Source organism: Pseudomonas sp. Leaf48, from assembly GCF_001421885.1.
In the GTDB taxonomy this organism is placed as follows: Bacteria; Pseudomonadota; Gammaproteobacteria; order Pseudomonadales; family Pseudomonadaceae; genus Aquipseudomonas.
The window spans coordinates 154074-176815 of sequence record NZ_LMLH01000030.1 but is presented as its reverse complement, the minus strand read 5'-3'; the positions used below and the strand labels follow the sequence as shown (position 1 = coordinate 176815).

Sequence of the window (22742 nt, the reverse complement as noted above, 5' to 3'; positions counted from 1 at the left end):
CATTGTGTGAATATTGACGCCATTTCGACGGCGCTTTATGAGTGCCAATATAAAACATTGTGGCGAGGGGGCTTGTCGGAACGCCGCATCGCCCCGTCAGACTACGCAGTAGTCCCAAAAGTTTTGGGGCTGCTTCGCAGCCCAGCGGGGGCAAGCCCCCTCGCCACAAAGGCTTCCACAGAGTTTTGTGCAATGTCAGGTCAAGCAGGCTTGGTTTCTGCCAACGCCTCCTGCGCCATCTCTTTCTCGGCTTCCTTCAGATCCTCTTCACTGATCATTTCCGCGATAACGCGCAAGCGCTCCACTACCCGCGCGTTCACGCTGCCTTCCGGAAATTCGCCGTTCTCATCGGGCGCGCCGGCCGGTTCGCCGACCAACAGGCTCAAGGCTTCGTCGGCCTGACGTACGGCGTAGACATGGAACTGCCCCGCGCGCACCGCCGCCAGCACCTTTTCGTCGAGCATCAAGGTGGCCACGTTGGCCTGTGGAATGATCGCACCCTGCTCGCCGGTCAGCCCCCGAGCCTCACAGAGACGGAAGAAACCTTCGATCTTCTCGTTAACCCCGCCGACGGCCTGCACTTCACCAAACTGGTTGATTGAGCCTGTGATCGCAAAGCATTGCTTGAGCGGGGTTTTCGACAAGGCCGAAATCAGGGTGCACGCCTCGCCCAGTGAGGCGCTGTCGCCGTCGACGTAACCATAGGATTGCTCCAGGGCGATACTCGCGGAAATCGCCAACGGGAATTCCTGGGCGTACCGGCTGCCCAGATACCCGGTGAGGATCATCACGCCTTTGGAGTGGATCGGCTGCCCGAGGTTGACCTCACGCTCGATGTCGACGATGCCGCTGCCGCCTGGATAGACCGTGGCGGAGATCCGCGCCGGTACACCGAAGGCCGAGTCACCGACTTCCAGCACCGTCAGACCGTTGCACTTGCCGACCGCAGCGCCGTCGGTGTCGATCAGGATGATCCCGGCCAGCATGTCATCTAGAATCCGCGCCGAAACCCGACCGGTCCGCGTGGCCTTGGCCTTGAGCGCCCGTTCTATGTGCCCGGCGTCGGTCATTTCATCGCCGGCCAGGTGACGGATGAAATCCGCTTCGCTGACCAGCTGGAACAGGTCACCGATACGCGCTGACAAACGCCCCTGGTGCTCGGCCAGACGCGCGCTGTAGGTCGCCAGGCGCGCCACCGCATCAGCGGTCAGGGGTGCCATGCCTTCTTCGGACGTGCGGGTTTTAAGCAACTGGGCGAACTGCTCCAGGCTCTCGTCGACCATGGGAATGTCTTCGTCGAAATCCACCAGGACACGGAACATTTCCTGGAAGTCCGGATCGAGGTCCTGCAGCGTGTAATAGAGCTGACGGGCGCCGATGATCACGACTTTGACCTGCAACGGAATATGTTGCGGGGTCAGGGTCACGGTGGCCAGACGCCCCAGTTCCCCGAGCGGCGATTCCATTTTCAGCTTGCGCGATTGCAGGGCGCGCTTCAGCGCATCCCATACGAACGGTTCGCTGAGCATTTTTTCCGCTTCAAGAATCAGGAAACCGCCGTTGGCCCGGTGCAAGGCACCCGGCCGCAGTTGCCGGTAGGTGGTAAAGAGCGCGCCCTGGTCAGTACTGTATTCGATACGGCCGAAAAGGTTTTCGTAGGTCGGGTGTGGTTCAAACACCACTGGCGCACCGCCACTGGCTGAATGACCGACCACCAGGCTCGGTGCGTACTGCTCTTCCAGGAGCTTGCGGGCGACTGCATCGGTCTTGCTGTCATCGACCAGTTGCTCGACCACAGTCTTGAGCAAATACACCTGCATCGCTTGCAGATAACCGCATACAGCCGCGTTCTCGGCGTACTTCTCCGACAGCGGTGACAGCAGGGGCTGCAGAGCCAGGGTGATGGTTTCTTCGTTGAGGTGGCGCAGCTGATTGCTCGACTCGCGCTTCCATTGCGGCAGGCTGGCCAGCTCTTCGTTCAGACGCTCCTCCAGCGCGGAGATATCCTCGTGAAAACGCTCGCGTTCAGCTTCCGGCAACTGCGCGAACTCAGCCTCATCCAGGGCCTTGCCATCGCTCATCGGGGTGAAGGCGATGTTGCTGGCGTCACGGTAAAGCGCGACCTCCTTCTCCAACGCCAGGCGCTCGATCACATCCAGCGCCTTGTCATAACGCTGGTTGAAAGCACGATCGATGGCGCTTTTCTTCTGCTGGTAGGACGGGTGCTCGAATACCGCAGGGAACGTCGCCAGCAGATTGTCGATCAATCCGTTGATGTCGCCGATGAAAGCGCCGGCGGTACCCGAGGGCAATTCCAGGGCGCGAGGTTCGCGAGGCTCATCGAAATTGTTGACGTAGACCCAGTCAGCCGGGGTCTGCAGGCGCTTGCCTTCGGCCTTCAGGTAGCGTTTGACGAAGGAAAACCGGCCAGTGCCGGGTTCGCCCATGACAAATACGTTGTAGCCGGGGCGTGGCATGGCCACACCGAACTGCAAGGCTTCGACCGCACGTTCCTGGCCAAGCACACCGCGAAAGGGCTCCAGATCATTGGTGGTAGAGAAGCTGAACTGTTCAGCGGAAAACGGACGAGTCAGCGCTTCGGGCGCTAGACGCAAGCTGGCAGCAACAGGATCAGGCATCGGGCTTCCTTAACAATCAGGCGGGGCAGATGCCAGCATTCTGGCGCTGCCTGTGCCCGACTGGCAAGGAGCGCCGCGGCCCTGCGCATCGACAATTGGCAATCCCTAACCAGGACGGGCTTAAATCGCGGCTCTGCAACGAAGTTTTTGCAAAAAATAACGGAACCCCGTGATCGTGCCTAAACTCCAAACTGCGCGGCTGGACTAATGCCCAGCCCACTGGCACCGGAACGGGCCAGATTCCCTCGTCTATTGGTATGCACACAAAGAGAATAAAGCTATGAAACGGATTCTTCTCGGTACTCTCTTCACCGCTGTATCCATCAACGCTATGGCACAGGCGCCAGGCGGCCCGGATTGCGGTTGGGGCAACATGCTGTTCGAAGGTCAGCGTGGTACTCCGGCTCACTTCCTGGCATCCACCACCAACGGCACTTCCGGCAACGCAACCTTCGGTATGACCTCCGGCACCAACGGTTGCTCGACCAACGCGTCGCTGACCTATGGCGGCAAATCCTGGATTGCCATGAATGGCATGATGAACGAGCTGTCCGAAGACATGGCTAAAGGTCAGGGCGAAGCGCTGACCACTTATGCCGTAGTACTGGGCGTTGCGCCGCAAGACCGTGCGCATTTCGCCGCTGTCACTCACGAGCACTTCCAGCAGATCTTCAGCAAGGCTGATGTGACCGCGGAAGATGTGCATGCCAACACCCTGGCCGTTCTGAAAAGCGACCCTCGTCTGGCCAAGTACGCCACCCAGGCTTAAGCTCGAACGCACCCCGCTTTCTTCGGGAAGCGGGTTTTATTTTTTGGACCTGCTCTTTTCGGCCAAATCGTCAGCCGTAGGAGCCGGCTTGCTGGCGATGGCATCACTGCGGTTGCCCAAATAAACCGCGGTGATGCCATCGCCAGCAAGCCGGCTCCTGCAAACGACGTATCTTCCGTACTGGGTCTTTGTTTTTTTCGACTTTAAGTTGCCGACTATGCTCAAACGCCTTGCCTGGCTGGTGCTCTGTGTCTGCGCCCCGCTGTCCGCCGCGCCTCATCTCGATCCACAACGTCTGCAGCAACTGGCCAATGACCCTTTCTGGCTTTCCCTCGGTCATTACGAAACCGCCAAGCTCGGCGGCTGGCGCAGTTATGTCAGCGATGAAAAGTTCTTCCTCGCCGCCGACGGCAACGAACATCCCGACCATGAGCTCGCCGCCACCTTACAGGCGCTGTACGCCCCGGCCAGCACTGGCGAACAGCATGCCCAATGCGTCTATCCGGCCCGTACCCGCTGGCTGAAATCACAGCTCAACCTGACCGACTTGCCAGCGCCTGCCTGCGCAGAATTCAAGCAATGGTTCAAGGACGTATCTCCCCACAGTGCGGTGATGATTTTCCCGGCGGCTTACCTCAACAGCCCTTCGTCGATGTTCGGCCACACCCTGTTGCGCATTGATCAGGCCGATGTACAAAGCGACAAGACTTCGCTGCTCAGTTACGCAATCAACTTCGGCGCCTACGTCGAGGGCTCGGACAACAGCATCCTTTACGCCTGGAAAGGTTTGATGGGCGGTTATCCGGGGTTGTTCGCGCTGGTGCCCTATCAGGAAAAACTCTCGGAATACCGCAGCCTCGAAAACCGTGACCTGTGGGAATACCGCCTGAACCTGAGCCAGCAAGAAACCGCGCGCATGGTCGAACACGTCTGGGAGTTGAAACAGATCCAGTTCGACTATTTTTTCTTCGATGAAAACTGCTCCTATCGCCTGCTCGAACTGCTGCAAGTGGCGCGTCCGAGTCTGCGCCTGACCGAGCAATTCCCGATCACCGCGATCCCCACCGACACCGTCAAAGCGGTGAAAGAGGCCGGGCTGGTTGAATCGATCCAGTACCGCCCCTCCCGCGAGCGCGAACTGCTGAGCCGAGCCGAGCCGTTGAGCGATGAGGAGCAGCAATGGGTCTTGAAAGTCAGCGCCGACCAGCAACAACTGCAAGATGCGGCGTTCACGGCACTACCCCGCAACCGCCAGGCGCTGATCATTGATGCCGCCTATCGCCTGGAACGCTACCGCGCCAACGGCCAGGAACGCGATCCGCAGCGAGCCCAGCGCAGTTTCGAACTGTTGCGGGCGATCAACCGCAATCCGCCTCCGGAACTGGATATCCCGCAACCCGGTCTGCCCGAGGATGGCCACGAGTCCCGCACCTGGCAGGCCGGCCTGGGTACGCGCGGCGACCGGGCCTTTGGCGAATATGGCCTGCGCATGGCCTATCACGACCTCAACGACAACGCCGAAAGCTTCCCCCTCGGCGCACAGATCGAAATCCTGCAACTCAAGTTGCGCCAGTACGAAGGCAACGACTGGCAGGTGCAACAACTGGACCTGGCGACCATCCGCTCCCTGACACCACGCAATGAGCTGCTGCAACCGCTGTCGTGGCAAGTCACCGGCGGCCTGGAGCGGGTACCGGGCAAGCATGACGACGAAACCCTGGTCAGCCACGTCAATGGCGGCGCAGGTGGCACCTGGCAACTGACTGACGACATGCTCGGATTCGCTCTGGGCACCGTACGTGTCGAGCACAACAACGACTTCGCTGAATTCATCGCTCCGGCCGCTGGGTTCAACAGCGGCGTGCTGTGGAAAAATCCGTTGGGTAATTTCAGTCTGGAGGCCAGAGGCGACTTCTTCACCAACGGCGAAGTGCGCCGTAGCCTGAGTCTGAACCAGCAGTGGGAATTGTCGCGCAACCTCGGGCTGCGCCTGAGCGCCCAGCGCGAATTCAGCCATCTGGCCACACCCGAGAACGAAGTGATGCTTGAGGTGAAGTGGTATCACTACTGACCGGGCAACGCCTATCCGCGCCTGTCGCTCACAGTGAGTCGTATCCAGACATCCAGTGAAACCAAATGCCTGCGACCATGGCCCAAACCCTATCACGGGAGAAAACCATGAGCCGGGCATTCGTCAACGAAGATAACGCCGCCGCGCAAGCCGACCAGCCCGTCGAACGACAGGTCAGCGCGCAGCCTAACTACGTCACACCGCAAGGCCTGCGCCTGTTGCAGGGCAAATTCAGCGAACTGCAAACCCTGCATGCCGAACAATCGGCCCGGGGCGATCAGGCCGACAAACAGCGCCTGGCCGATCTCGAGCGCGATCTGCGCTACTTCAAGCAACGCCTGGGCAGTGCTCAGGTGGTGCCGGACGCGACCTCCACCGACAAAGTGCAGATTGGCAGTTGGGTAACCTATGCCGACGAGCACGCCACCGAACACCGGGTGCAACTGGTGGGCGAAGATCAGGCCGATGCCGCCCATGGCCTGATCAACTGGGGCTCACCACTGGGTCGGGCACTGCTCGGCGCACGACTCAACGATGAAGTGCTGTGGCAGCGCCCCGCCGGGGATCAACTGATCGAAGTGATCCGTATAGAACCGGCTTAAACCACGCCTTGGGCCAGCATGGCATCGGCAACTTTGACGAAGCCGGCGATGTTGGCGCCTTTGACATAGTTGATCCGGCCGTTCTCTTCGCCGTAATGCACGCAAGCGTGGTGGATCGACTGCATGATCGCGTGGAGCTTGCTGTCGACCTCGCCACCAGTCCATAGCAGGCGCATGGCGTTCTGTGACATTTCCAGTCCGCTCACTGCCACGCCGCCCGCGTTGGACGCCTTGCCCGGCGCAAACATAATATTCGCTTCGATGAACAGGTCTACCGCCTCAAGGGTCGTAGGCATGTTCGCGCCTTCTGCCACGCAGATGCAGCCGTTACGCAACAAGGCGCGGGCGGCATCGGCATCCAGTTCGTTTTGCGTCGCACACGGCAAGGCAATGTCGCAGCTCAGGGTCCACGGCAACTGGCCGGCGCGGAACTCCAGGCCAAATCGGCCAGCCAGTTCACGGATGCGCCCACGCTGGACGTTTTTCAGTTCCAGCACCGCCAGCCACTGTTCTTCGGTCAGCCCGCTCTCGCAGTACAGCGTGCCTTCGGAGTCAGACAGCGAAATCACTTTGCCGCCCAGGTCCATGACCTTGCGTGCGGCGTATTGCGCAACGTTGCCGGAGCCGGAAATCGCCACACGCTTGCCCTCGACCGCCAGGCCGCGACGCTTGAGCATCTCCTCGGCGAAATACACGCAACCGAAACCGGTGGCCTCTGGACGGATCAGGCTGCCGCCATAGCTGGGGCCCTTGCCGGTCAACACGCTGGTGAACTGGTTGCTCAGGCGCTTGTACTGGCCGAACAGGAATCCGATTTCGCGGGCACCGACGCCGATGTCACCGGCCGGTACATCAACGTCCGCGCCGATGTGACGGTACAACTCACTCATGAAGGCCTGGCAGAAGCGCATGACTTCCGCATCGCTTTTGCCTTTCGGATCGAAGTCCGAACCGCCCTTGCCACCGCCCATCGGCAACGAGGTCAGGGAATTCTTGAAGGTCTGCTCGAACGCGAGGAACTTCAGGACGCCCATGTTCACCGACGGATGGAAGCGCAAACCGCCCTTGTAAGGCCCGATTGCGCTGTTCATCTGGATGCGGAAACCGCGATTGACCTGCACCTTGCCCTGATCGTCGACCCAGGAAACCCGGAACACGACTGCACGCTCCGGCTCACAGATGCGCTCCAGAATGCCTGAAGTCAGATAGTGCGGATTGGTTTCGAGAAACGGCCACAGGCTGCGCAGGACCTCTTCCACTGCCTGATGGAACTCAGGCTGGTCCGGGTCGCGTTTTTTCAGGCGGGCAAGGAAGGATTCAACGGATTCGATCATGAAAAAGTCTCGGCAAATTTATTGTCATTGGGAGCGATTGGGCCGGACTTTAACAAAGGGATCGCGCACAAGAACAGAGCGATATGTCGCATTTGTGAAATTAAATGGTGCGCAGGATATAAATTATCCGAGTTTTGAGCTCAAATTGCACCGCAAAAGGGATTCACAAGTCGTGTTTTGCACCATCAGGTACAACGCGATCGCTGGCAGACCAGCTCCCACAGGGGATTGGGGGTGAATCAGTATTTGCTGTCTGCACAAAACTCCGTGGGAGCTGGCCTGCCGGCGATGAATTCAATTCGGTATACCTGAAAAAAACCGGGCAAAAAAAAAACGGAGCCCGAAGGCTCCGTTTTCATGCGACCAACCCGAATCAGGCCAGTTTTTTGTGGCGTACCCGGTGTGGCTGGGCAGCCGCTTCGCCGAGACGCTTTTTGCGGTCGGCTTCGTACTCGGTGTAGTTACCTTCGAAGAACACCGCTTGCGAGTCGTCTTCGTACGCCAGGATGTGCGTCGCGACGCGGTCCAGGAACCACCGATCGTGAGAGATCACAATGGCCGCGCCCGGGAAGTCCAGCAGGGCTTCTTCCAGGGAACGCAGGGTTTCAACGTCGAGGTCGTTGGACGGTTCGTCGAGCAGCAGGACATTGCCGCCCTCTTTCAGGGTCAGGGCCAGGTGCAAGCGACCGCGCTCACCACCGGACAGGTCCTTGACGAACTTCTGCTGATCGCCGCCCTTGAAGTTGAAGCGACCGACGTAGGTACGCGACGGGATCTCGTAGTTGCCGATGCGGATCTGGTCGGAACCGTCGGAGATCTGCTGGAATACAGTCTTGCTGCCGTCCAGGTCTTCGCGGCTCTGGTCCACACAGGCAAGCTGCACGGTTTCGCCGACTTCGATGCTGCCCGAGTCCGGCTGTTCCTTGCCCATCAGCATGCGGAACAGGGTCGATTTACCGGCACCGTTACCACCGATCACGCCAACAATGGCGCCTTTCGGCATGGAGAACGACAGGTTGTCGATCAGCACGCGATCGCCGTAGCCCTTGGAGACGTTCTTGAACTCGATGACCTTGTCGCCCAGGCGTGGACCGGCCGGGATGTAGATCTCGTTGGTTTCGCTGCGCTTCTGGAATTCCTGCGACTGCATTTCTTCGAAGCGTTGCAGACGAGCCTTGGATTTCGACTGGCGGGCCTTGGCGCCTTTGCGCACCCACTCCAGTTCTTCCTTCATGGCTTTTTCATGGGCCGACTGCTGCTTGGATTCGGCAGCCAGACGATCGGACTTGGCTTCGAGCCAACCCGAATAGTTGCCTTCGTACGGAATGCCCGCGCCGCGGTCGAGTTCCAGAATCCAGCCGGCGACGTTGTCGAGGAAGTAACGGTCGTGCGTGATCGCTACCACAGTGCCCGGGAAGTCGTGCAGGAAGTGCTCCAGCCAGGCCACCGAATCGGCGTCCAGGTGGTTGGTCGGTTCGTCGAGCAGCAGCATGTCCGGCGCGGACAGCAGCAGGCGGCACAGGGCCACACGACGCTTTTCACCACCGGACAGGAATTCGACCTTGGCGTCCCATGCCGGCAGACGCAGCGCATCGGCGGCGACTTCCAGTTGGCGATCAAGGTTGTGACCGTCGCTGGCTTGCAGGATGGCTTCGAGCTTGGCCTGTTCTGCCGCCAGCTTGTCGAAGTCAGCATCTTCATCGGCATAAGCCGCGTAGACCTCGTCCAGGCGTGCCTGGGCGTTCTTGATCACGCTGACCGCCTCCTCGACCACTTCACGCACGGTCTTGGTCGGATCCAGTTGCGGTTCCTGCGGCAGGTAGCCGATGTTCAGCTCCGGCATCGGACGGGCTTCGCCCTCGAATTCGGTGTCGACGCCGGCCATGATTTTCAGCAGCGTGGACTTACCCGAACCGTTGAGGCCGAGCACGCCGATCTTGGCGCCGGGGAAGAAGGACAGAGAAATGTTTTTCAGGATTTCCCGCTTCGGCGGAACAACTTTTCCCAGCCGATGCATGGTGAATACGTATTGAGCCATGGAGAACCTAGGGTCAGTGACTGATGAATGATTGGAGCGCGGGCGATGCCCGGCCAGACCGTGCGCGTCATCCGTTTGATGGATTTCAATACGGGTGCGCTGAAAAAGCCTGATTTTAGGAGCTGGAACGCTCCCGCGTAACCGGTAAAGCTACCTTAATGACAGATGGCAGTCCAGCCGGCGGCCCAGGACTGGCACTTCGCCACAACTCAAGGCATGCTAGCCGCCCTTCGGGCGTCCGGCTTATAGTGCACGTCGCGCCAGTCCAGCCAAACCGCAGGATTACAGCTTGTCCAACGTCCCTTCGCCTCTGACCTCCAGCGCGCCGACTGCAGCGCCTGGCTCACCCCTGCGCGGGCCTCTGAAAGGCACCCTGGCGGCCCTGGTTTTGTTGCTGCTGGCCCTGTTGTTTTGGCAGTTGCTCGATCAACTGCACGAAACCCGGAAAACCCAGCGTCAGTACACCATCGACTACACCGCCGACCTGGCCGCGCAAGTCAGCCTGAACATGACACTCAATGCGCAAATTGCCCTCAACCTGCTACCGATTGTCGAACAGCCACAGGACGCCGAAGAACTGCAGGCCCTCCTGCGCAAGCTGCAACAGTCCCTGCCAGACCTGCGCAGCCTGGCCTTGCTCAGCCCGTCCGGACAGATCATCAGTGACAGCGCTGCGGTCAGCGATGACGGCGATTATCTGAGCGAACTGGTCCGGCGCAGTCGCTCCCAGGTGCACTACTTCAGCAATGCCAGCGATGGCTCGGTGGTGCACTTGCTCCTGCATCAAGCCAGCGGAAGCTCCCGGGGCTACTGGGCGTTGCGTCTGGCGCCGACGTTCTTCTCCAGCCTGACCAGGCAGACCGAAGCGGTAAATCGTCCGTTGTGGCTGGTAGAAAACCGCCTCAATCACCAGATCATCAGCCGTGACGAAACGTTACCCCAGGTCAACCCGGGCACATTGACTGCAGACGATATTGCCAACAGCGTACTGACGGTCGCGCTGAGCAGCAGCGACTGGCAACTGCGCGGCCTGTTTGATCGTCAGCGCGTGCTGGAAGAGCTGTTGCCGGCGTTCATCGGCAAGTGCCTGCTGGGCCTGGCTTTTTCCATGCTGCCATTTATCGCCTTGCTGAATATGCGCCGTCGCCAACGCCAGCTCAATGAAGGCCGCAGGCGTTATCAGGATATTTTCGAAGGCACAGGCGTCGCCTTGTGCGTGCTCGACATGTCCGGCCTCAAGAGTTTCTTCGACAAGGCGCAGCTGCATGACAGCGAACAGTTGCAGACCTGGCTGCAGATCCCGGAGCAACGCCGGCGCGCGCTGCAGGAACTGCGTATCACCGAGGTCAACCAGCTTGCGCTGCAACTGCTCAATGTCGATACCGGCGACAAGGCCTGGAAACTGCTGATCGAAGGTAACCCGCTGGATGGTATCGCTATCGGCAACCAGGTTCTGGAAACCGTACTCAACCAGATCAATCAGTTTGAACTGGAGATCAAGCTGCAGGCCGCCAATGGTCGCGACCAGCACCTGTGGCTGGTGCTGCGCCTGCCCGAAGACCCCGCCGATTACAATGCAGTGATCCTCAGCATCGCTGACATCACCAGCCGCAAGCTCGTCGAACTGTCGCTACTGGAGCGAGAAGGCTTCTGGTCGGACGTGGTGCGTACCGTACCCGACCACCTTTATGTGCAGGACGTGATCAGCCAACGCATGATCTTCAGCAACCACCATCTGGGCCAGACACTCGCCTACAACCGCACCGAACTGCACCAGATGGGCGAGTACTTCTGGGAAATCCTCCTGCACCCCGAAGACGCCGACTTCTACCATCGCTCCCGCCAGACCCAGCGCCAGGCCGGCTATCGCCAGTTGATGCAGTGCCAGCTGCGCTTCCGCCATCGCGACGGCCAATGGCGACGCTTCGAAATCCGCGAACAGGCCCTGGCACGGGACAAACACGACCAGGTCACGCGGATCATTGGTGTGGCCAAGGACATCACCGACCAGATTGAAGCCAGCGAGTCCTTGCGCGACAGCGAGCAGCGGTACCGAATGCTCGCCGAAAGCATCAGCGACGTGATCTTCTCCACCGACAGCCGCCTGTCTCTCAACTACGTCAGCCCCTCGGTGCAAGCGGTGCTGGGCTACGATGCCGAGTGGATTTTCCAGAACGGCTGGCAGTCGACCATCGCCAACCCGCAACAATTGACCGGCATTTCCAGCCTGATGGCGCGGGTCAATAAAGCACTGGATCAACCCGAACAACTGGCGTTGCTGCGCAATCAGGTGCAAACGCAGATGTTCCTGTTTGACTGTCTGCGCGCCGACGGACGCAAGATCCCTATCGAACTGCGACTGGTATTGGTGTGGGACGAGCATGACGCCTTTGAAGGCGTGCTCGGGGTCGGCCGCGACATCAGCCAGCAGCGCAGGGCCGAGAAAGACCTGCGCATGGCCGCCACCGTATTTGAACACTCGACCTCGGCGATCCTGATCACCGACCCGGCCGGCTATATCGTCCAGGCCAACGAAGCCTTCAGTCGCGTCAGCGGGTATGCGGTGGAGCAAGTGCTCGACCAGTTGCCGAACATGCTGACGGTCGACGAGCAGCAGGATGCCCATCTGCGTTATGTGCTCAAGCAACTGCACCAGCACAGCACCTGGGAAGGCGAAGTCTGGCTCAAGCGGCGCAATGGCGAGCACTATCCGGCCTGGGTCGGGATTACCGCGGTACTCGACGATGAAGGCGATCTGGCCAGCTATGTATGCTTTTTCACCGACATCAGCGAGCGCAAGGCCAGCGAGCAACGCATTCACCGCCTTGCCTACTACGATGCCCTGACCCATCTGCCCAACCGCTCGCTGTTCCAGGATCGTCTGCACACAGCCTTGCAGGTAGCCGAACGACAGAAGTCGTGGGTGGTGTTGATGTTTCTCGACCTCGACCGTTTCAAACCGATCAACGACTCTCTGGGCCATGCCGCCGGCGATCGCATGCTCAAGGATATGGCCACGCGCCTGCTCGGTTGCGTCGACGATGACGACACCGTGGCACGCATGGGTGGCGACGAATTCACCTTGCTCCTGCAACCACGGGCCAACCGCGAAGTCGCCTTGACCAGGGCCATTCACGTGGCCGAGCAGATTCTCGCCAGCCTGGTAAAACCGTTCGTGCTCGAAGGTCGCGAGTTCTTCGTCACCGCCAGCGTCGGCATCGCCCTGAGCCCTCAGGATGGCAATGAACTCAGTCAACTGATGAAGAACGCCGACACGGCGATGTACCACGCCAAGGAACGCGGCAAGAACAACTTCCAGTTCTATCAGGCGGACATGAACGCCAGTGCTCTGGAGCGCCTGGAGCTGGAAAGCGACTTGCGCCATGCGCTGGAACAGAACGAGTTCGTGTTGTATTACCAGCCGCAGTTCAGCGGTGACGGCAAACGCCTGACCGGTGCCGAAGCGCTGCTGCGCTGGCGCCATCCGCGGCGCGGGCTGGTGCCGCCTGGGGACTTCATTCCGGTGCTCGAGGAGCTGGGGCTGGTGGTGGATGTCGGCGACTGGGTGATCGGCGAGGCCTGTCGCCAGCTCAAGACCTGGCATCTGGCCCAGGTGCGCGTGCCGAAGGTTTCGGTGAACATCTCGGCACGACAGTTCTCCGACGGCCAACTCGGTATGCGGATCGCCACCATTCTCAAGGAAACCGGCCTGCCACCCGCCTGCCTGGAGCTGGAACTGACCGAAAGTATCCTGATGCGTGAAGTCAGCGAAGCGATGCAGATCCTCGCCGGGCTGAAAAACCTCGGCCTGAGCATCGCGGTCGACGACTTCGGTACCGGCTATTCATCGCTCAACTACCTCAAGCAATTCCCGATCGACGTGCTGAAAATCGACCGAACCTTCGTCGACGGCCTGCCGTCGGGTGAACAGGATGCGCAGATTGCCAGGGCGATTATCGCCATGGCCCATAGCCTCAACCTGGCGGTGATCGCCGAGGGCGTGGAAACCCAGGAGCAACTGGACTTCCTGCGTGAGCATGGTTGCGATGAGGTTCAGGGGTATCTGTTCGGCCGGCCAATGCCGGCCGGCAAATTCGAAACGCGGTTCAGCAACGATGCCATCTTCATATTCGGCTGATTGACCGGCCCTGTGGCGACCGACCCTGTGGCGAGGGGCTTGCCTTGTGGCCAGGGGCTTGCCTTGTGGCCAGGGGGCTTGCCTTGTGGCGAGGGGGCTTGCCCCCGTTGGGGCGCGAAGCGGCCCCTGATCTGCGATCACATGTCTTCAGACAGCATGGGCCCGTGCAATTTGCGACGACTGCGCAGCCGAACGGGGCGATGCGGCATTCCGACAAGCCCCCTTGCCACAGTCACCGCTGATCCCGTCATGAAGCCCACTTGTCTGCGACATGATGCCGTTTCATATGCCATCTAAAACCCATTGAGTTAGAATGCCCCCCTTTTCTGCCCCCGATCCTTGAGGACCGCCATGTTCAGCCGTGATTTGACTATTGCCAAGTACGACGCCGATCTCTTTGCCGCCATGGAGCAAGAAGCTCAGCGCCAGGAAGAGCACATTGAGCTGATCGCTTCGGAAAACTACACCAGCCCTGCGGTGATGGAAGCTCAAGGCTCGGTACTGACCAACAAGTACGCCGAAGGCTACCCGGGCAAGCGCTACTACGGTGGTTGCGAGTACGTAGACATCGTCGAGCAGCTGGCTATCGATCGCGCCAAAGAGCTGTTCGGCGCCGACTACGCCAACGTTCAGCCGCACGCTGGCTCGCAAGCCAACAGTGCCGTTTACCTGGCCCTGCTGTCGGCCGGCGACACCATCCTGGGCATGAGCCTGGCCCACGGCGGTCACCTGACGCACGGTGCCAGCGTTTCGTCTTCGGGCAAGCTGTACAACGCCATCCAGTACGGCATCGACACCAACGGTCTGATCGACTACGACGAAGTCGAGCGCCTGGCGGTTGAGCACAAGCCGAAAATGATCGTGGCCGGTTTCTCTGCCTATTCTCAGATTCTGGACTTCCCGCGTTTCCGCGAAATCGCTGACAAGGTTGGCGCTTACCTGTTCGTCGACATGGCCCACGTGGCCGGTCTGGTCGCCGCTGGCGTCTACCCGAACCCGGTGCCATTTGCTGACGTGGTGACCACCACCACCCACAAGACCCTGCGCGGTCCACGTGGCGGCCTGATCCTGGCTCGCGCCAACGCCGACATCGAGAAGAAGCTGAACTCCGCGGTATTCCCGGGCGCCCAGGGTGGCCCGCTGGAGCACGTGATCGCTGCCAAGGCGATCTGCTTCAAGGAAGCGCTGCAGCCTGAGTTCAAGGCTTACCAGCAACAAGTGGTGAAGAACGCCAAAGCCATGGCCGGCGTGTTCATCGAGCGCGGTTTCGACGTGGTTTCCGGCGGTACTGAAAACCACCTGTTCCTGCTGTCGCTGATCAAGCAGGAAATCTCCGGTAAAGACGCCGACGCCGCTCTGGGCAAAGCGTTCATCACCGTGAACAAGAACTCCGTACCAAACGATCCACGCTCCCCGTTCGTCACCTCCGGCCTGCGCTTCGGCACTCCGGCTGTGACCACTCGCGGTTTCAAGGAAGCAGAGTGCAAGGAACTGGCCGGCTGGATCTGCGACATCCTGGCAGACCTGAACAATGAAGCGGTGATCGACGCCGTTCGCGAGAAGGTCAAGGCTATCTGCAAGAAGCTGCCGGTGTACGGCGCTTAATCAGCCCGCTAAACCGCTGCAATAAAAAACCGGCCAGAGATGGCCGGTTTTTTTTCAACTGAAAAATGCTCAACCCGCCGCCACACGCGCAAAACCCTCGCGGATTTTCTCTTCCGGCAAATCATCGGCGATGAACACGATCACGCTTTCACGGGCTTCATCATCGGCCCATTCGGTGTCCCAGTCGAAACCGTAAAGCTTCAATACCCCTTGAAACACCATGCGCCGCGGCTCGCCAAGGATGTTCAAGACCCCTTTGTAGCGCAGCAATTGCTTTCCATGGTCTTCCAACAGTTCGTTCATGAACTCGCTGAGCTTGTCGATATCCAGCGGTTTGTCAGTGCGCAGCACCAGGCTGGAGATTCGGTCGATGGACGGCGCCGTACTCACCGGACGCAATGTCACGCCACCGCCGAGGTCGGCATTCAGGTTGAAACCGCGCACATCAAGCAATTCGGCCAGGTCGATCTTGCCATGGTCAACGACACGAATCGGCGCGCGGCGATTGATACGGGCCAGACGCTCGCTCAATGCCGTAAAGGCCGGTTCGTCCACCAGATCGCGCTTGCTCACCAGCAAGCGGTCGGCAAAACCGATCTGCGCCTGGGCAATGGTCTGGGTCAGGTGCAGCTCGGCGTGCGCCGCATCCACCAGGGTGATGATGCCGTCGAGGATGTAGCGCTCGCGCAGTTCTTCGTCGATGAAAAAGGTTTGCGCCACCGGAGCCGGGTCGGCAAGTCCGGTGCATTCAATCACCAGACGGTCGAAGGCGATGTCACCCTTGTCGAGGCGTTCGAGCAGCAGATAAAGCGCTTTGGTCAGATCGGTGTGGATGGTGCAGCAGACGCAGCCGTTGGACAGCGTCATCACCTGGACTGGTTCGTCGCCCAATAGTTGGGTGTCGATACCGGCATCGCTGAATTCGTTCTCGATCACGGCGATTTTCAGGCCGTGCTCGGCTTTCAACAGATGCCGAAGCAAGGTGGTCTTGCCGGCGCCGAGGAAGCCGCTGAGGATCGTGACCGGGATGGGAGAGGACAAATGGAGTCTCCTGTTTCACAAAGTTAAAAAACAACACAAAACAAATGTGGGAGCGGGCTTGCTCGCGAATGCGGTGTGTCAGTCAAAGAATTGGTCGACTGACACACCGCATTCGCGAGCAAGCCCGCTCCCACCGGGGATAACTACGGCCTCAGGCTGTCAGATCAACAACACTTCGGCCCACCCTTGCCACCGTAACGGGCTTCCTGACGTTCGCGAAAGAACATCTCGTAGCTCATCACCGGTTTGTCCGGGTGTTTGCTCTGCATATGCTCGACGTAGTTGTCGTAATCGGGCATGCCGACCATCAGGCGCGCGGCCTGACCGAGGTATTTACCCAGGCGACTCAGGTCATTGAACATGCTGCAATCCTCGTTTACGCATCCGGCAGGGCCTGGAATGGCGCTTCTTTATCCGTACGCTCTTTGCTGCCCCAGGCGGAAATACCGACCTTGAGCGCATAGAACAGGATGCTGAACACCACAAACAGGAACAATGCAGTCAGCGTTGCGTTGGTATAGGCGTTGAAGATCACATGTTGCATCTGGGTGATGTCCTTGGCCGGGGCGAGGATCTGACCATTGGCCAGGGCATCGCTGTATTTGCGTGCCAGCGCCAGGAAGCCGATCGCCGGGTTGGCGTCGAACAGCTTGATGAAGCCGGCAGTGGTGGTGCAGATAAGCAACCAAACCGCTGGCACCATGGTGACCCACACATAGCGCTGGCGCTTCATCTTGATCAGCACGACAGTGCCGAGCATCAGCGCGATCCCGGCCAGCATCTGGTTGGAGATGCCGAACAGCGGCCACAAGGTGTTGATACCACCCAATGGATCGATCACGCCCTGGTACAGCAACCAGCCCCACATCGCCACGCAACCGGCGGTGGCGATCAGGTTGGCCGTCCAGGATTCGGTACGCTTGAGTGCCGGAACGAAAGAGCCGAGCAGGTCCTGGAGCATGAAACGCCCGGCACGGGTACCGGCGTCGACAGCGGTCAGGATGAACAGCGCTTCGAACAGGATCGCGAAGTGGTACCAGAACGCCATGGTGTTTTCACCTGGCAGTACACTGTGCAGGATCTGTGCGATGCCCACCGCCAGGGTCGGCGCACCGCCGGCGCGGGCCAGGATAGTGGTTTCACCAATGTCATGAGCTACCGCTTGCAGGGCTTCCGGGGTGATGGCAAAGCCCCAGTTGCTGACTGCTTGCGCCACTGCCACCACATCACCGCCGACCACGGCGGCCGGGCTGTTCATGGCGAAGTACACACCAGGCTCGATCACCGAAGCGGCGACCATGGCCATGATCGCCACGAAGGACTCCATCAGCATGCCGCCATAACCGATGTAACGAGCGTTTACCTCGTTATCAAGCAGCTTCGGCGTGGTGCCGGAGGAGATCAGTGCGTGGAAACCCGACACGGCGCCACAGGCGATGGTGATGAACAGGAACGGGAACAGACCGCCCTTCCATACCGGACCGGTGCCGTCGATGAACTGGGTCAACGCTGGCATTTTCAGCTCGGGCATGGTCACCAGAATGCCGATGGCCAGGGCCACGATGGTGCCGATCTTGAGGAAAGTCGACAGATAGTCACGGGGCGCGAGGATCAGCCACACCGGCAATACCGCCGCCACAAAACCGTAACCGATCAGCATCCAGGTGATCTGGATGCCGGTAAAGGTAAATGCCTTGGCCCACACCGGATCCGCGGCAATCTCCCCGCCCAGCCAGATCGAGCCGAGCAGCAACAGCACGCCGATCACCGAGATCTCACCGATGCGGCCCGGGCGGATGTAGCGCATGTAAATGCCCATGAACATCGCGATCGGGATGGTCGCCATCACCGTGAAAATACCCCACGGGCTTTCGGCCAGCGCCTTGACCACGATCAGCGCCAGCACCGCAAGGATGATGATCATGATCAGGAAGCAGCCGAACAGCGCGATGGTGCCGGGGATGCGGCCCATTTCCTCGCGGACCATGTCACCCAGGGAGCGACCGTTGCGCCGGGTCGACATGAACAGGACCATGAAGTCCTGCACCGCGCCGGCCAGCACCACCCCGGCGATCAGCCACAGGGTGCCAGGCAGGTAGCCCATCTGCGCGGCCAGTACCGGACCGACCAGCGGCCCCGCACCGGCAATGGCGGCGAAGTGGTGGCCGAAGAGAATGTGTTTGTTGGTCGGCACATAGTCCAGACCATCGTTGTTGAGCACGGCGGGAGTAGCCCGACGCGCATCGAGTTGCATCACGTTGTTGGCGATGAACAGACTGTAATAACGATATGCAACCAGATAGATGGCCACTGCAGCGACCACAATCCACAAGGCGTTGATCGCCTCGCCTCGGCGCAACGCCACGACACCCAAGGCACACGCACCTACGATTGCCAGCACCAGCCAGGGTAAATGGCGTAGCGGGCTATTATTATTTTTCATTTTATTATTCCGGCCAGAGTGGACAAGAAAGACAGCCACTCCGAGTTTAGCTCTCCTGACGGTAAAGGCCATACCCCAACATTGGTCTAGAAGCGTGCGCGCTGGCAGCCTTTGAGAATGCCGGTCTATAGTTTGCGTACATTTCAGAGGATCGCACCATGAGCGAGCACCCTGCCGAACGTCGCCGCTTCAAACGTATTGCGTTCGATGCCCGAGCCGAACTGAGCCAGGGCGACTTCATATGGCCGGTGAAGCTGATCGACTTGTCGCTGAAAGGATTGCTGATCGAGCAGCCCGAGCCATGGCTTGGCGACAAGGCGCATGACTTCCGGATCGACATCCACTTGAGCGATGACAGCGAAATCACCATGGATGTGCATCTGACCCACGAAGATCATGGTCAGCTCGGCTTCGTATGTCGATACATCAGCCTGGAATCCATTGAACGCTTGCGGCGGTTGATCGAACTCAACCTGGGTGACCCGCAAGAGCTTGAGCGCGAACTGGGTGCCCTGATCGCCCTGTAGGAGCTGCCGCAGGCTGCGGCAACTCCTACAGGGGCGTGGTTATTCGAACAGTGCGTCGAGGGCCTGCTCCAGACGGGTCACGGCAATAATCTGCAAGCCCGCCGGTGCTTCCTTCGGCGCATTGCCCTTAGGCACGATGGCCCGCTTGAAGCCATGCTTGGCGGCTTCCTTCAGGCGCTCCTGACCGCTTGGCACGGGACGTACTTCACCGGACAGCCCGACCTCGCCGAACACCAACAGATCATGGGGCAGCGGCCGATTGCGCAAACTGGACATCACCGCCGCCATCAGTGCCAGGTCGGAAGCCGTTTCCAGAACCTTGACCCCACCGACCACGTTGAGAAACACGTCCTGATCATGGGTCGGAATGCCACCATGGCGGTGCAGCACCGCCAGCAACATCGCCAGGCGATTCTGATCCAGCCCCAGCGTTACCCGTCGCGGATTCGCCAGGTGACTGTCGTCCACCAGCGCCTGAACCTCCACCAGCATCGGCCGGGTGCCTTCCCAGGTGGCCATGACCACACTGCCCGGGACTTCTTCCTGAGCGCGCGTAAGAAAAATCGCTGACGGGTTGGAGACTTCTTTCAAGCCCTTGTCGGTCATACCGAACACGCCCAACTCGTTGACCGCCCCAAAACGGTTTTTCACGGCCCGCAACAGACGCAAACGCCCATCGGACTCCCCTTCGAAATACAGCACGGTGTCGACCATGTGCTCGAGCACGCGAGGACCCGCCAGCGCGCCCTCCTTGGTGACGTGTCCAACCAGGAAGATCGCGGTACCGCTCTGCTTGGCGTATCGCACCAACAAAGCCGCGCTTTCGCGCACCTGGGAGACGCCGCCGGGCGCTGATTGCAGTTGTTCGGTGAAAATGGTCTGGATCGAGTCGATCACCATGACTTTCGGTTTCTCGATCCGGGCCGTGGCGATGATGGTTTCGATGCAGGTTTCGGTCATCACCCGTAGTTGGTCCTGGGGCAAGCCCAGCCGCCGTGCACGCATGGCCACCTGTTGCTGGGACTCCTCGCCTGTGACGTACAGCGCGGGCATGCGCGTGGCGAGGTTGCACAGGGTTTGCAGGAGAATGGTCGACTTGCCGATGCCCGGATCGCCGCCGATCAGCACCACGGAGCCATCGACCAGACCACCACCCAACACACGATCCAGCTCGCTGGAGGCCGTGGAGAATCGCGGAATCTCCTCGACACTGACTTCTGCCAGGGTCTTGATCTGCGCCTGCTGCCCGGCCCAACCGGTACGACCCGTCGGAGCTGCGGCCCCGCCGCTTTCCACCATGGTTTCAGTGAGCGTGTTCCACGCCCCGCACTCACCGCACTGACCGGCCCACTTGGGGAAGGTTGAGCCGCACTCGGTGCAGCCGTACATGCGTTTGGCCTTGGCCATCGGAACCCCCGGCAAAAAAACGCGATGATAGCTCAGCTGGCGTCGATCAGCGTGGCCGGATGCCTGAAGGCAGACACAATACTTTTGTATGATCAGGAATATTAAATCCCTGCACTTCAGGCAATGTCCTGTACATATTTTCGTTTATAACTGAACAAACAGACACAAAACATTCAGCACAGTCACCATAAAACTTATACATACCTTGCACATTATCAACTCCGACGTACAACCTGATATTCAAGAATAAACCCGATTTACAGATTCAAAAGCAACAACCAATCAGACCCCATTACCGTGACACTTGAGGGCCACGGTTGGAATAACCAACTAGTTAGTCAGCCGGATGACATGACATTACTGCTGCGTTATCAGATTGCAACAAGCCTTAATCAAACGGACTTTAATCCGTTCGCCACGAAGCGATTAAACTGATGGCCAAATCGCCTGCTACGCCATTGCGGATGTCCAGATCCCTGGCCCATCGCGGTCACCTTGCAAACTTTCCCCCCTGCCCCGGGTCGATTGCAGGCAGACGCAGGTAAGCAGTTGTTTCGAGCAGGAAGCGACTGGCTGATTTACACTGCGCTCATCAACCTCATCTGTAACAAGGAAATAACCTATGGGCGTGCTAAACGAGTTCAAGGCCTTCGCGGTCAAAGGCAATGTGATCGACATGGCTGTCGGTATCATCATCGGTGCCGCCTTCGGCAAGATCGTTACGTCGTTTGTCGGCGATGTGATCATGCCCCCCATCGGTCTGCTGATCGGTGGTGTGGACTTCAGCGACCTGGTCGTTACGCTCAAGGCCGCCCAGGGTGATGCACCTGCAGTGGTGCTGGCCTACGGCAAATTCATCCAGGCCATCATTGATTTCGTCATAGTCGCTTTTGCAATCTTCCTGGGCGTCAAGGCGGTCAACCGCATGAAGCGCGAAGAAGCAGCGGCCCCAACCCTGCCACCGGTCCCCACCAAGGAAGAAGTGTTGCTGGGGGAGATCCGCGACCTGCTCAAGGCCCGTAACGACGCGCCCTGACCCAAACGCGGGACAAAAAACGGCGCCATCGAGGCGCCGTTTTTTTTCTACCAGAAGTTCTCTACCGCCACCTGACCGGGTCGCCGGCTGAGGCTCAGATGCATGTCCCGCTGCTTGAGCAGTTTGCGCGTGTCATCGATCATCTGTGGGTTGCCGCACAACATGACGCGCGAGTGTTCGGGCGTCAGCGCCACACCGGCAGCACGCTCCAGTTCGCCATTTTCAATCAGCGTGGTAATTCGCCCGTTAAGGGCGCCGACATGCCGCTCGCGAGTGACCGTGGCAATGAATTTCAGCTTGTGTGCGTACTCGGCCAGATAATCACGGCTCGCCAGTCCCGCGATCAGTTCCTGATACGCCAACTCACGGGCTTCACGCACGCTGTAGACCAGAATGATGCGTTCGAATTTTTCCCAGACTTCGAAGTCCTGCAGGATCGACAGGAAGGGGGCCACGCCCGTGCCTGTGGATAACAGCCACAAATCACGCCCATCCACAAAGCGGTCAAGTGTCAGGTAGCCGAAGGCCTGACGGTCGACCAGCAACGTATCGCCGACACCCAATCGGCTGAGTTCACTGGTGAACTCGCCACCGGGCACGACAATGGAAAAAAACTCAAGAAACTCATCGAAGGGCGACGAAACCATGGAGTAGGCGCGCCATACCGTGCTGCCATCGGCCCTGACCACGCCCAGCCGGGCAAACTGCCCCGCACGAAAACGGTACCCCGCATCGCGGGTGGCACGCAGGGTGAACAGGTTCGGGGTCACCGGCTGTACATCGAGCAACGTCTGGCGGGTAAATTTTTCTTCACTGACGGTCATGGCGCACTCCCTTCAACAGATAACCCAGTGTCCCGCAAAATGGCGGGCAATAACACCGACAGTGTGTAGTGGCATAATGGACTTAAACAGCCAAGCGCAACTTTGTTTAAAACAGTTTCGCATCAAATGCCGCGCGACATATTAATACTTTTTCACAAATCAGGACTGCAACTGAATATTCCGCATTTGTTTAAGAGCAAAAAGTTTCAACTCAGAATATAGGAATTATCCTACACTCGAAGCGTGCCAGATATTGGATCCATAGTGG

15 protein-coding genes are annotated in these 22742 nt (G+C 59.4%); 7 read left to right on the top strand and 8 right to left on the bottom strand.

Annotated features, from left to right (window positions below):
- Positions 1–200: 200 nt before the first annotated feature.
- Positions 201–2639 (bottom strand): Lon protease family protein, encoded by a 2439-nt coding sequence (locus ASE98_RS21500; RefSeq protein ID WP_060543327.1) that lies wholly within the window; start codon positions 2637–2639, stop codon positions 201–203.
- A gap of 280 nt (positions 2640–2919) precedes the next feature.
- Here ASE98_RS21500 and ASE98_RS21495 point away from each other — a divergent pair, with 280 nt between their 5' ends.
- The 3 genes from ASE98_RS21495 (at position 2920) to ASE98_RS21485 (ending at position 6081) form a co-directional block, all read left to right on the top strand.
- Positions 2920–3408, top strand: coding sequence for a DUF3015 domain-containing protein (locus tag ASE98_RS21495; protein WP_060543326.1), 489 nt, complete (start codon positions 2920–2922; stop codon positions 3406–3408).
- A 217-nt stretch (positions 3409–3625) separates the two neighbouring features.
- Positions 3626–5479, top strand: coding sequence for an Lnb N-terminal periplasmic domain-containing protein (locus tag ASE98_RS21490; RefSeq protein WP_060543325.1), 1854 nt, complete (start codon positions 3626–3628; stop codon positions 5477–5479).
- Between the two features lie 107 nt (positions 5480–5586).
- Positions 5587–6081 carry a GreA/GreB family elongation factor gene (locus ASE98_RS21485; protein ID WP_060543324.1) on the top strand — a complete coding sequence of 165 codons (495 nt, stop codon included), beginning with the start codon at positions 5587–5589 and terminating at the stop codon, positions 6079–6081.
- Here ASE98_RS21485 and gdhA read toward each other — a convergent pair.
- The gene (gene gdhA / locus ASE98_RS21480) at positions 6078–7415 is read right to left on the bottom strand and encodes an NADP-specific glutamate dehydrogenase (RefSeq protein ID WP_060543323.1); all 1338 of its coding nucleotides are present in this window, start codon (positions 7413–7415) and stop codon (positions 6078–6080) included. The genes ASE98_RS21485 and gdhA overlap by 4 nt on opposite strands.
- A gap of 373 nt (positions 7416–7788) precedes the next feature.
- Complete coding sequence (gene ettA, locus ASE98_RS21475) at positions 7789–9453, bottom strand: energy-dependent translational throttle protein EttA (RefSeq protein WP_060543322.1); 1665 nt, start codon at positions 9451–9453, stop codon at positions 7789–7791.
- A 289-nt stretch (positions 9454–9742) separates the two neighbouring features.
- Here ettA and ASE98_RS21470 point away from each other — a divergent pair, with 289 nt between their 5' ends.
- Positions 9743–13591, top strand: coding sequence for a bifunctional diguanylate cyclase/phosphodiesterase (locus ASE98_RS21470; protein WP_060543321.1), 3849 nt, complete (start codon positions 9743–9745; stop codon positions 13589–13591).
- A 351-nt stretch (positions 13592–13942) separates the two neighbouring features.
- Positions 13943–15196 (top strand): serine hydroxymethyltransferase, encoded by a 1254-nt coding sequence (gene glyA / locus ASE98_RS21465; protein WP_060543320.1) that lies wholly within the window; start codon positions 13943–13945, stop codon positions 15194–15196.
- Positions 15197–15265: 69 nt separating this feature from the next.
- Here glyA and yjiA read toward each other — a convergent pair whose 3' ends face one another.
- The 3 genes from yjiA to ASE98_RS21450 form a co-directional block, all read right to left on the bottom strand.
- Entirely contained in the window at positions 15266–16237 is a 972-nt protein-coding gene (gene yjiA / locus ASE98_RS21460) for a GTPase (RefSeq protein WP_060543319.1), read from the bottom strand.
- 164 nt (positions 16238–16401) lie between these two features.
- Positions 16402–16599: a YbdD/YjiX family protein gene (locus tag ASE98_RS21455; protein ID WP_008052036.1), complete on the bottom strand. Its 198-nt coding sequence runs from the start codon at positions 16597–16599 to the stop codon at positions 16402–16404.
- 14 nt (positions 16600–16613) lie between these two features.
- Positions 16614–18680 carry a carbon starvation CstA family protein gene (locus ASE98_RS21450; RefSeq protein ID WP_060543318.1) on the bottom strand — a complete coding sequence of 689 codons (2067 nt, stop codon included), beginning with the start codon at positions 18678–18680 and terminating at the stop codon, positions 16614–16616.
- Positions 18681–18838: 158 nt separating this feature from the next.
- Here ASE98_RS21450 and ASE98_RS21445 point away from each other — a divergent pair, with 158 nt between their 5' ends.
- Positions 18839–19207, top strand: coding sequence for a PilZ domain-containing protein (locus tag ASE98_RS21445; RefSeq protein WP_060543317.1), 369 nt, complete (start codon positions 18839–18841; stop codon positions 19205–19207).
- Between the two features lie 39 nt (positions 19208–19246).
- Here the strand turns inward: ASE98_RS21445 and radA are convergent, their stop codons facing one another.
- Positions 19247–20614 (bottom strand): DNA repair protein RadA, encoded by a 1368-nt coding sequence (radA, locus tag ASE98_RS21440; protein ID WP_060543316.1) that lies wholly within the window; start codon positions 20612–20614, stop codon positions 19247–19249.
- A gap of 622 nt (positions 20615–21236) precedes the next feature.
- Here radA and mscL point away from each other — a divergent pair.
- On the top strand, positions 21237–21650 hold the full coding sequence (gene mscL, locus ASE98_RS21435; RefSeq protein ID WP_060543315.1) for a large-conductance mechanosensitive channel protein MscL: 414 nt from the start codon (positions 21237–21239) through the stop codon (positions 21648–21650).
- 47 nt (positions 21651–21697) lie between these two features.
- Here mscL and ASE98_RS21430 read toward each other — a convergent pair whose 3' ends face one another.
- Positions 21698–22474, bottom strand: coding sequence for a ferredoxin--NADP reductase (locus tag ASE98_RS21430; protein ID WP_060543314.1), 777 nt, complete (start codon positions 22472–22474; stop codon positions 21698–21700).
- Positions 22475–22742: the final 268 nt, after the last annotated feature.

What these genes read in the sequence shown, in the direction of transcription:
- ASE98_RS21455 (WP_008052036.1), bottom strand. Translation starts at nt 16,599, where the DNA reads ATGTTCAATGACCTGAGTCGCCTGGGTAAATACCTCGGTCAGGCCGCG.
- glyA (WP_060543320.1), top strand. Translation starts at nt 13,943, where the DNA reads ATGTTCAGCCGTGATTTGACTATTGCCAAGTACGACGCCGATCTCTTT.
- ASE98_RS21445 (WP_060543317.1), top strand. Translation starts at nt 18,839, where the DNA reads ATGAGCGAGCACCCTGCCGAACGTCGCCGCTTCAAACGTATTGCGTTC.
- ASE98_RS21485 (WP_060543324.1), top strand. Translation starts at nt 5,587, where the DNA reads ATGAGCCGGGCATTCGTCAACGAAGATAACGCCGCCGCGCAAGCCGAC.
- ASE98_RS21500 (WP_060543327.1), bottom strand. Translation starts at nt 2,639, where the DNA reads ATGCCTGATCCTGTTGCTGCCAGCTTGCGTCTAGCGCCCGAAGCGCTG.
- gdhA (WP_060543323.1), bottom strand. Translation starts at nt 7,415, where the DNA reads ATGATCGAATCCGTTGAATCCTTCCTTGCCCGCCTGAAAAAACGCGAC.
- mscL (WP_060543315.1), top strand. Translation starts at nt 21,237, where the DNA reads ATGGGCGTGCTAAACGAGTTCAAGGCCTTCGCGGTCAAAGGCAATGTG.
- ASE98_RS21450 (WP_060543318.1), bottom strand. Translation starts at nt 18,680, where the DNA reads ATGAAAAATAATAATAGCCCGCTACGCCATTTACCCTGGCTGGTGCTG.
- ettA (WP_060543322.1), bottom strand. Translation starts at nt 9,453, where the DNA reads ATGGCTCAATACGTATTCACCATGCATCGGCTGGGAAAAGTTGTTCCG.
- ASE98_RS21495 (WP_060543326.1), top strand. Translation starts at nt 2,920, where the DNA reads ATGAAACGGATTCTTCTCGGTACTCTCTTCACCGCTGTATCCATCAAC.
- ASE98_RS21430 (WP_060543314.1), bottom strand. Translation starts at nt 22,474, where the DNA reads ATGACCGTCAGTGAAGAAAAATTTACCCGCCAGACGTTGCTCGATGTA.
- radA (WP_060543316.1), bottom strand. Translation starts at nt 20,614, where the DNA reads ATGGCCAAGGCCAAACGCATGTACGGCTGCACCGAGTGCGGCTCAACC.
- ASE98_RS21490 (WP_060543325.1), top strand. Translation starts at nt 3,626, where the DNA reads ATGCTCAAACGCCTTGCCTGGCTGGTGCTCTGTGTCTGCGCCCCGCTG.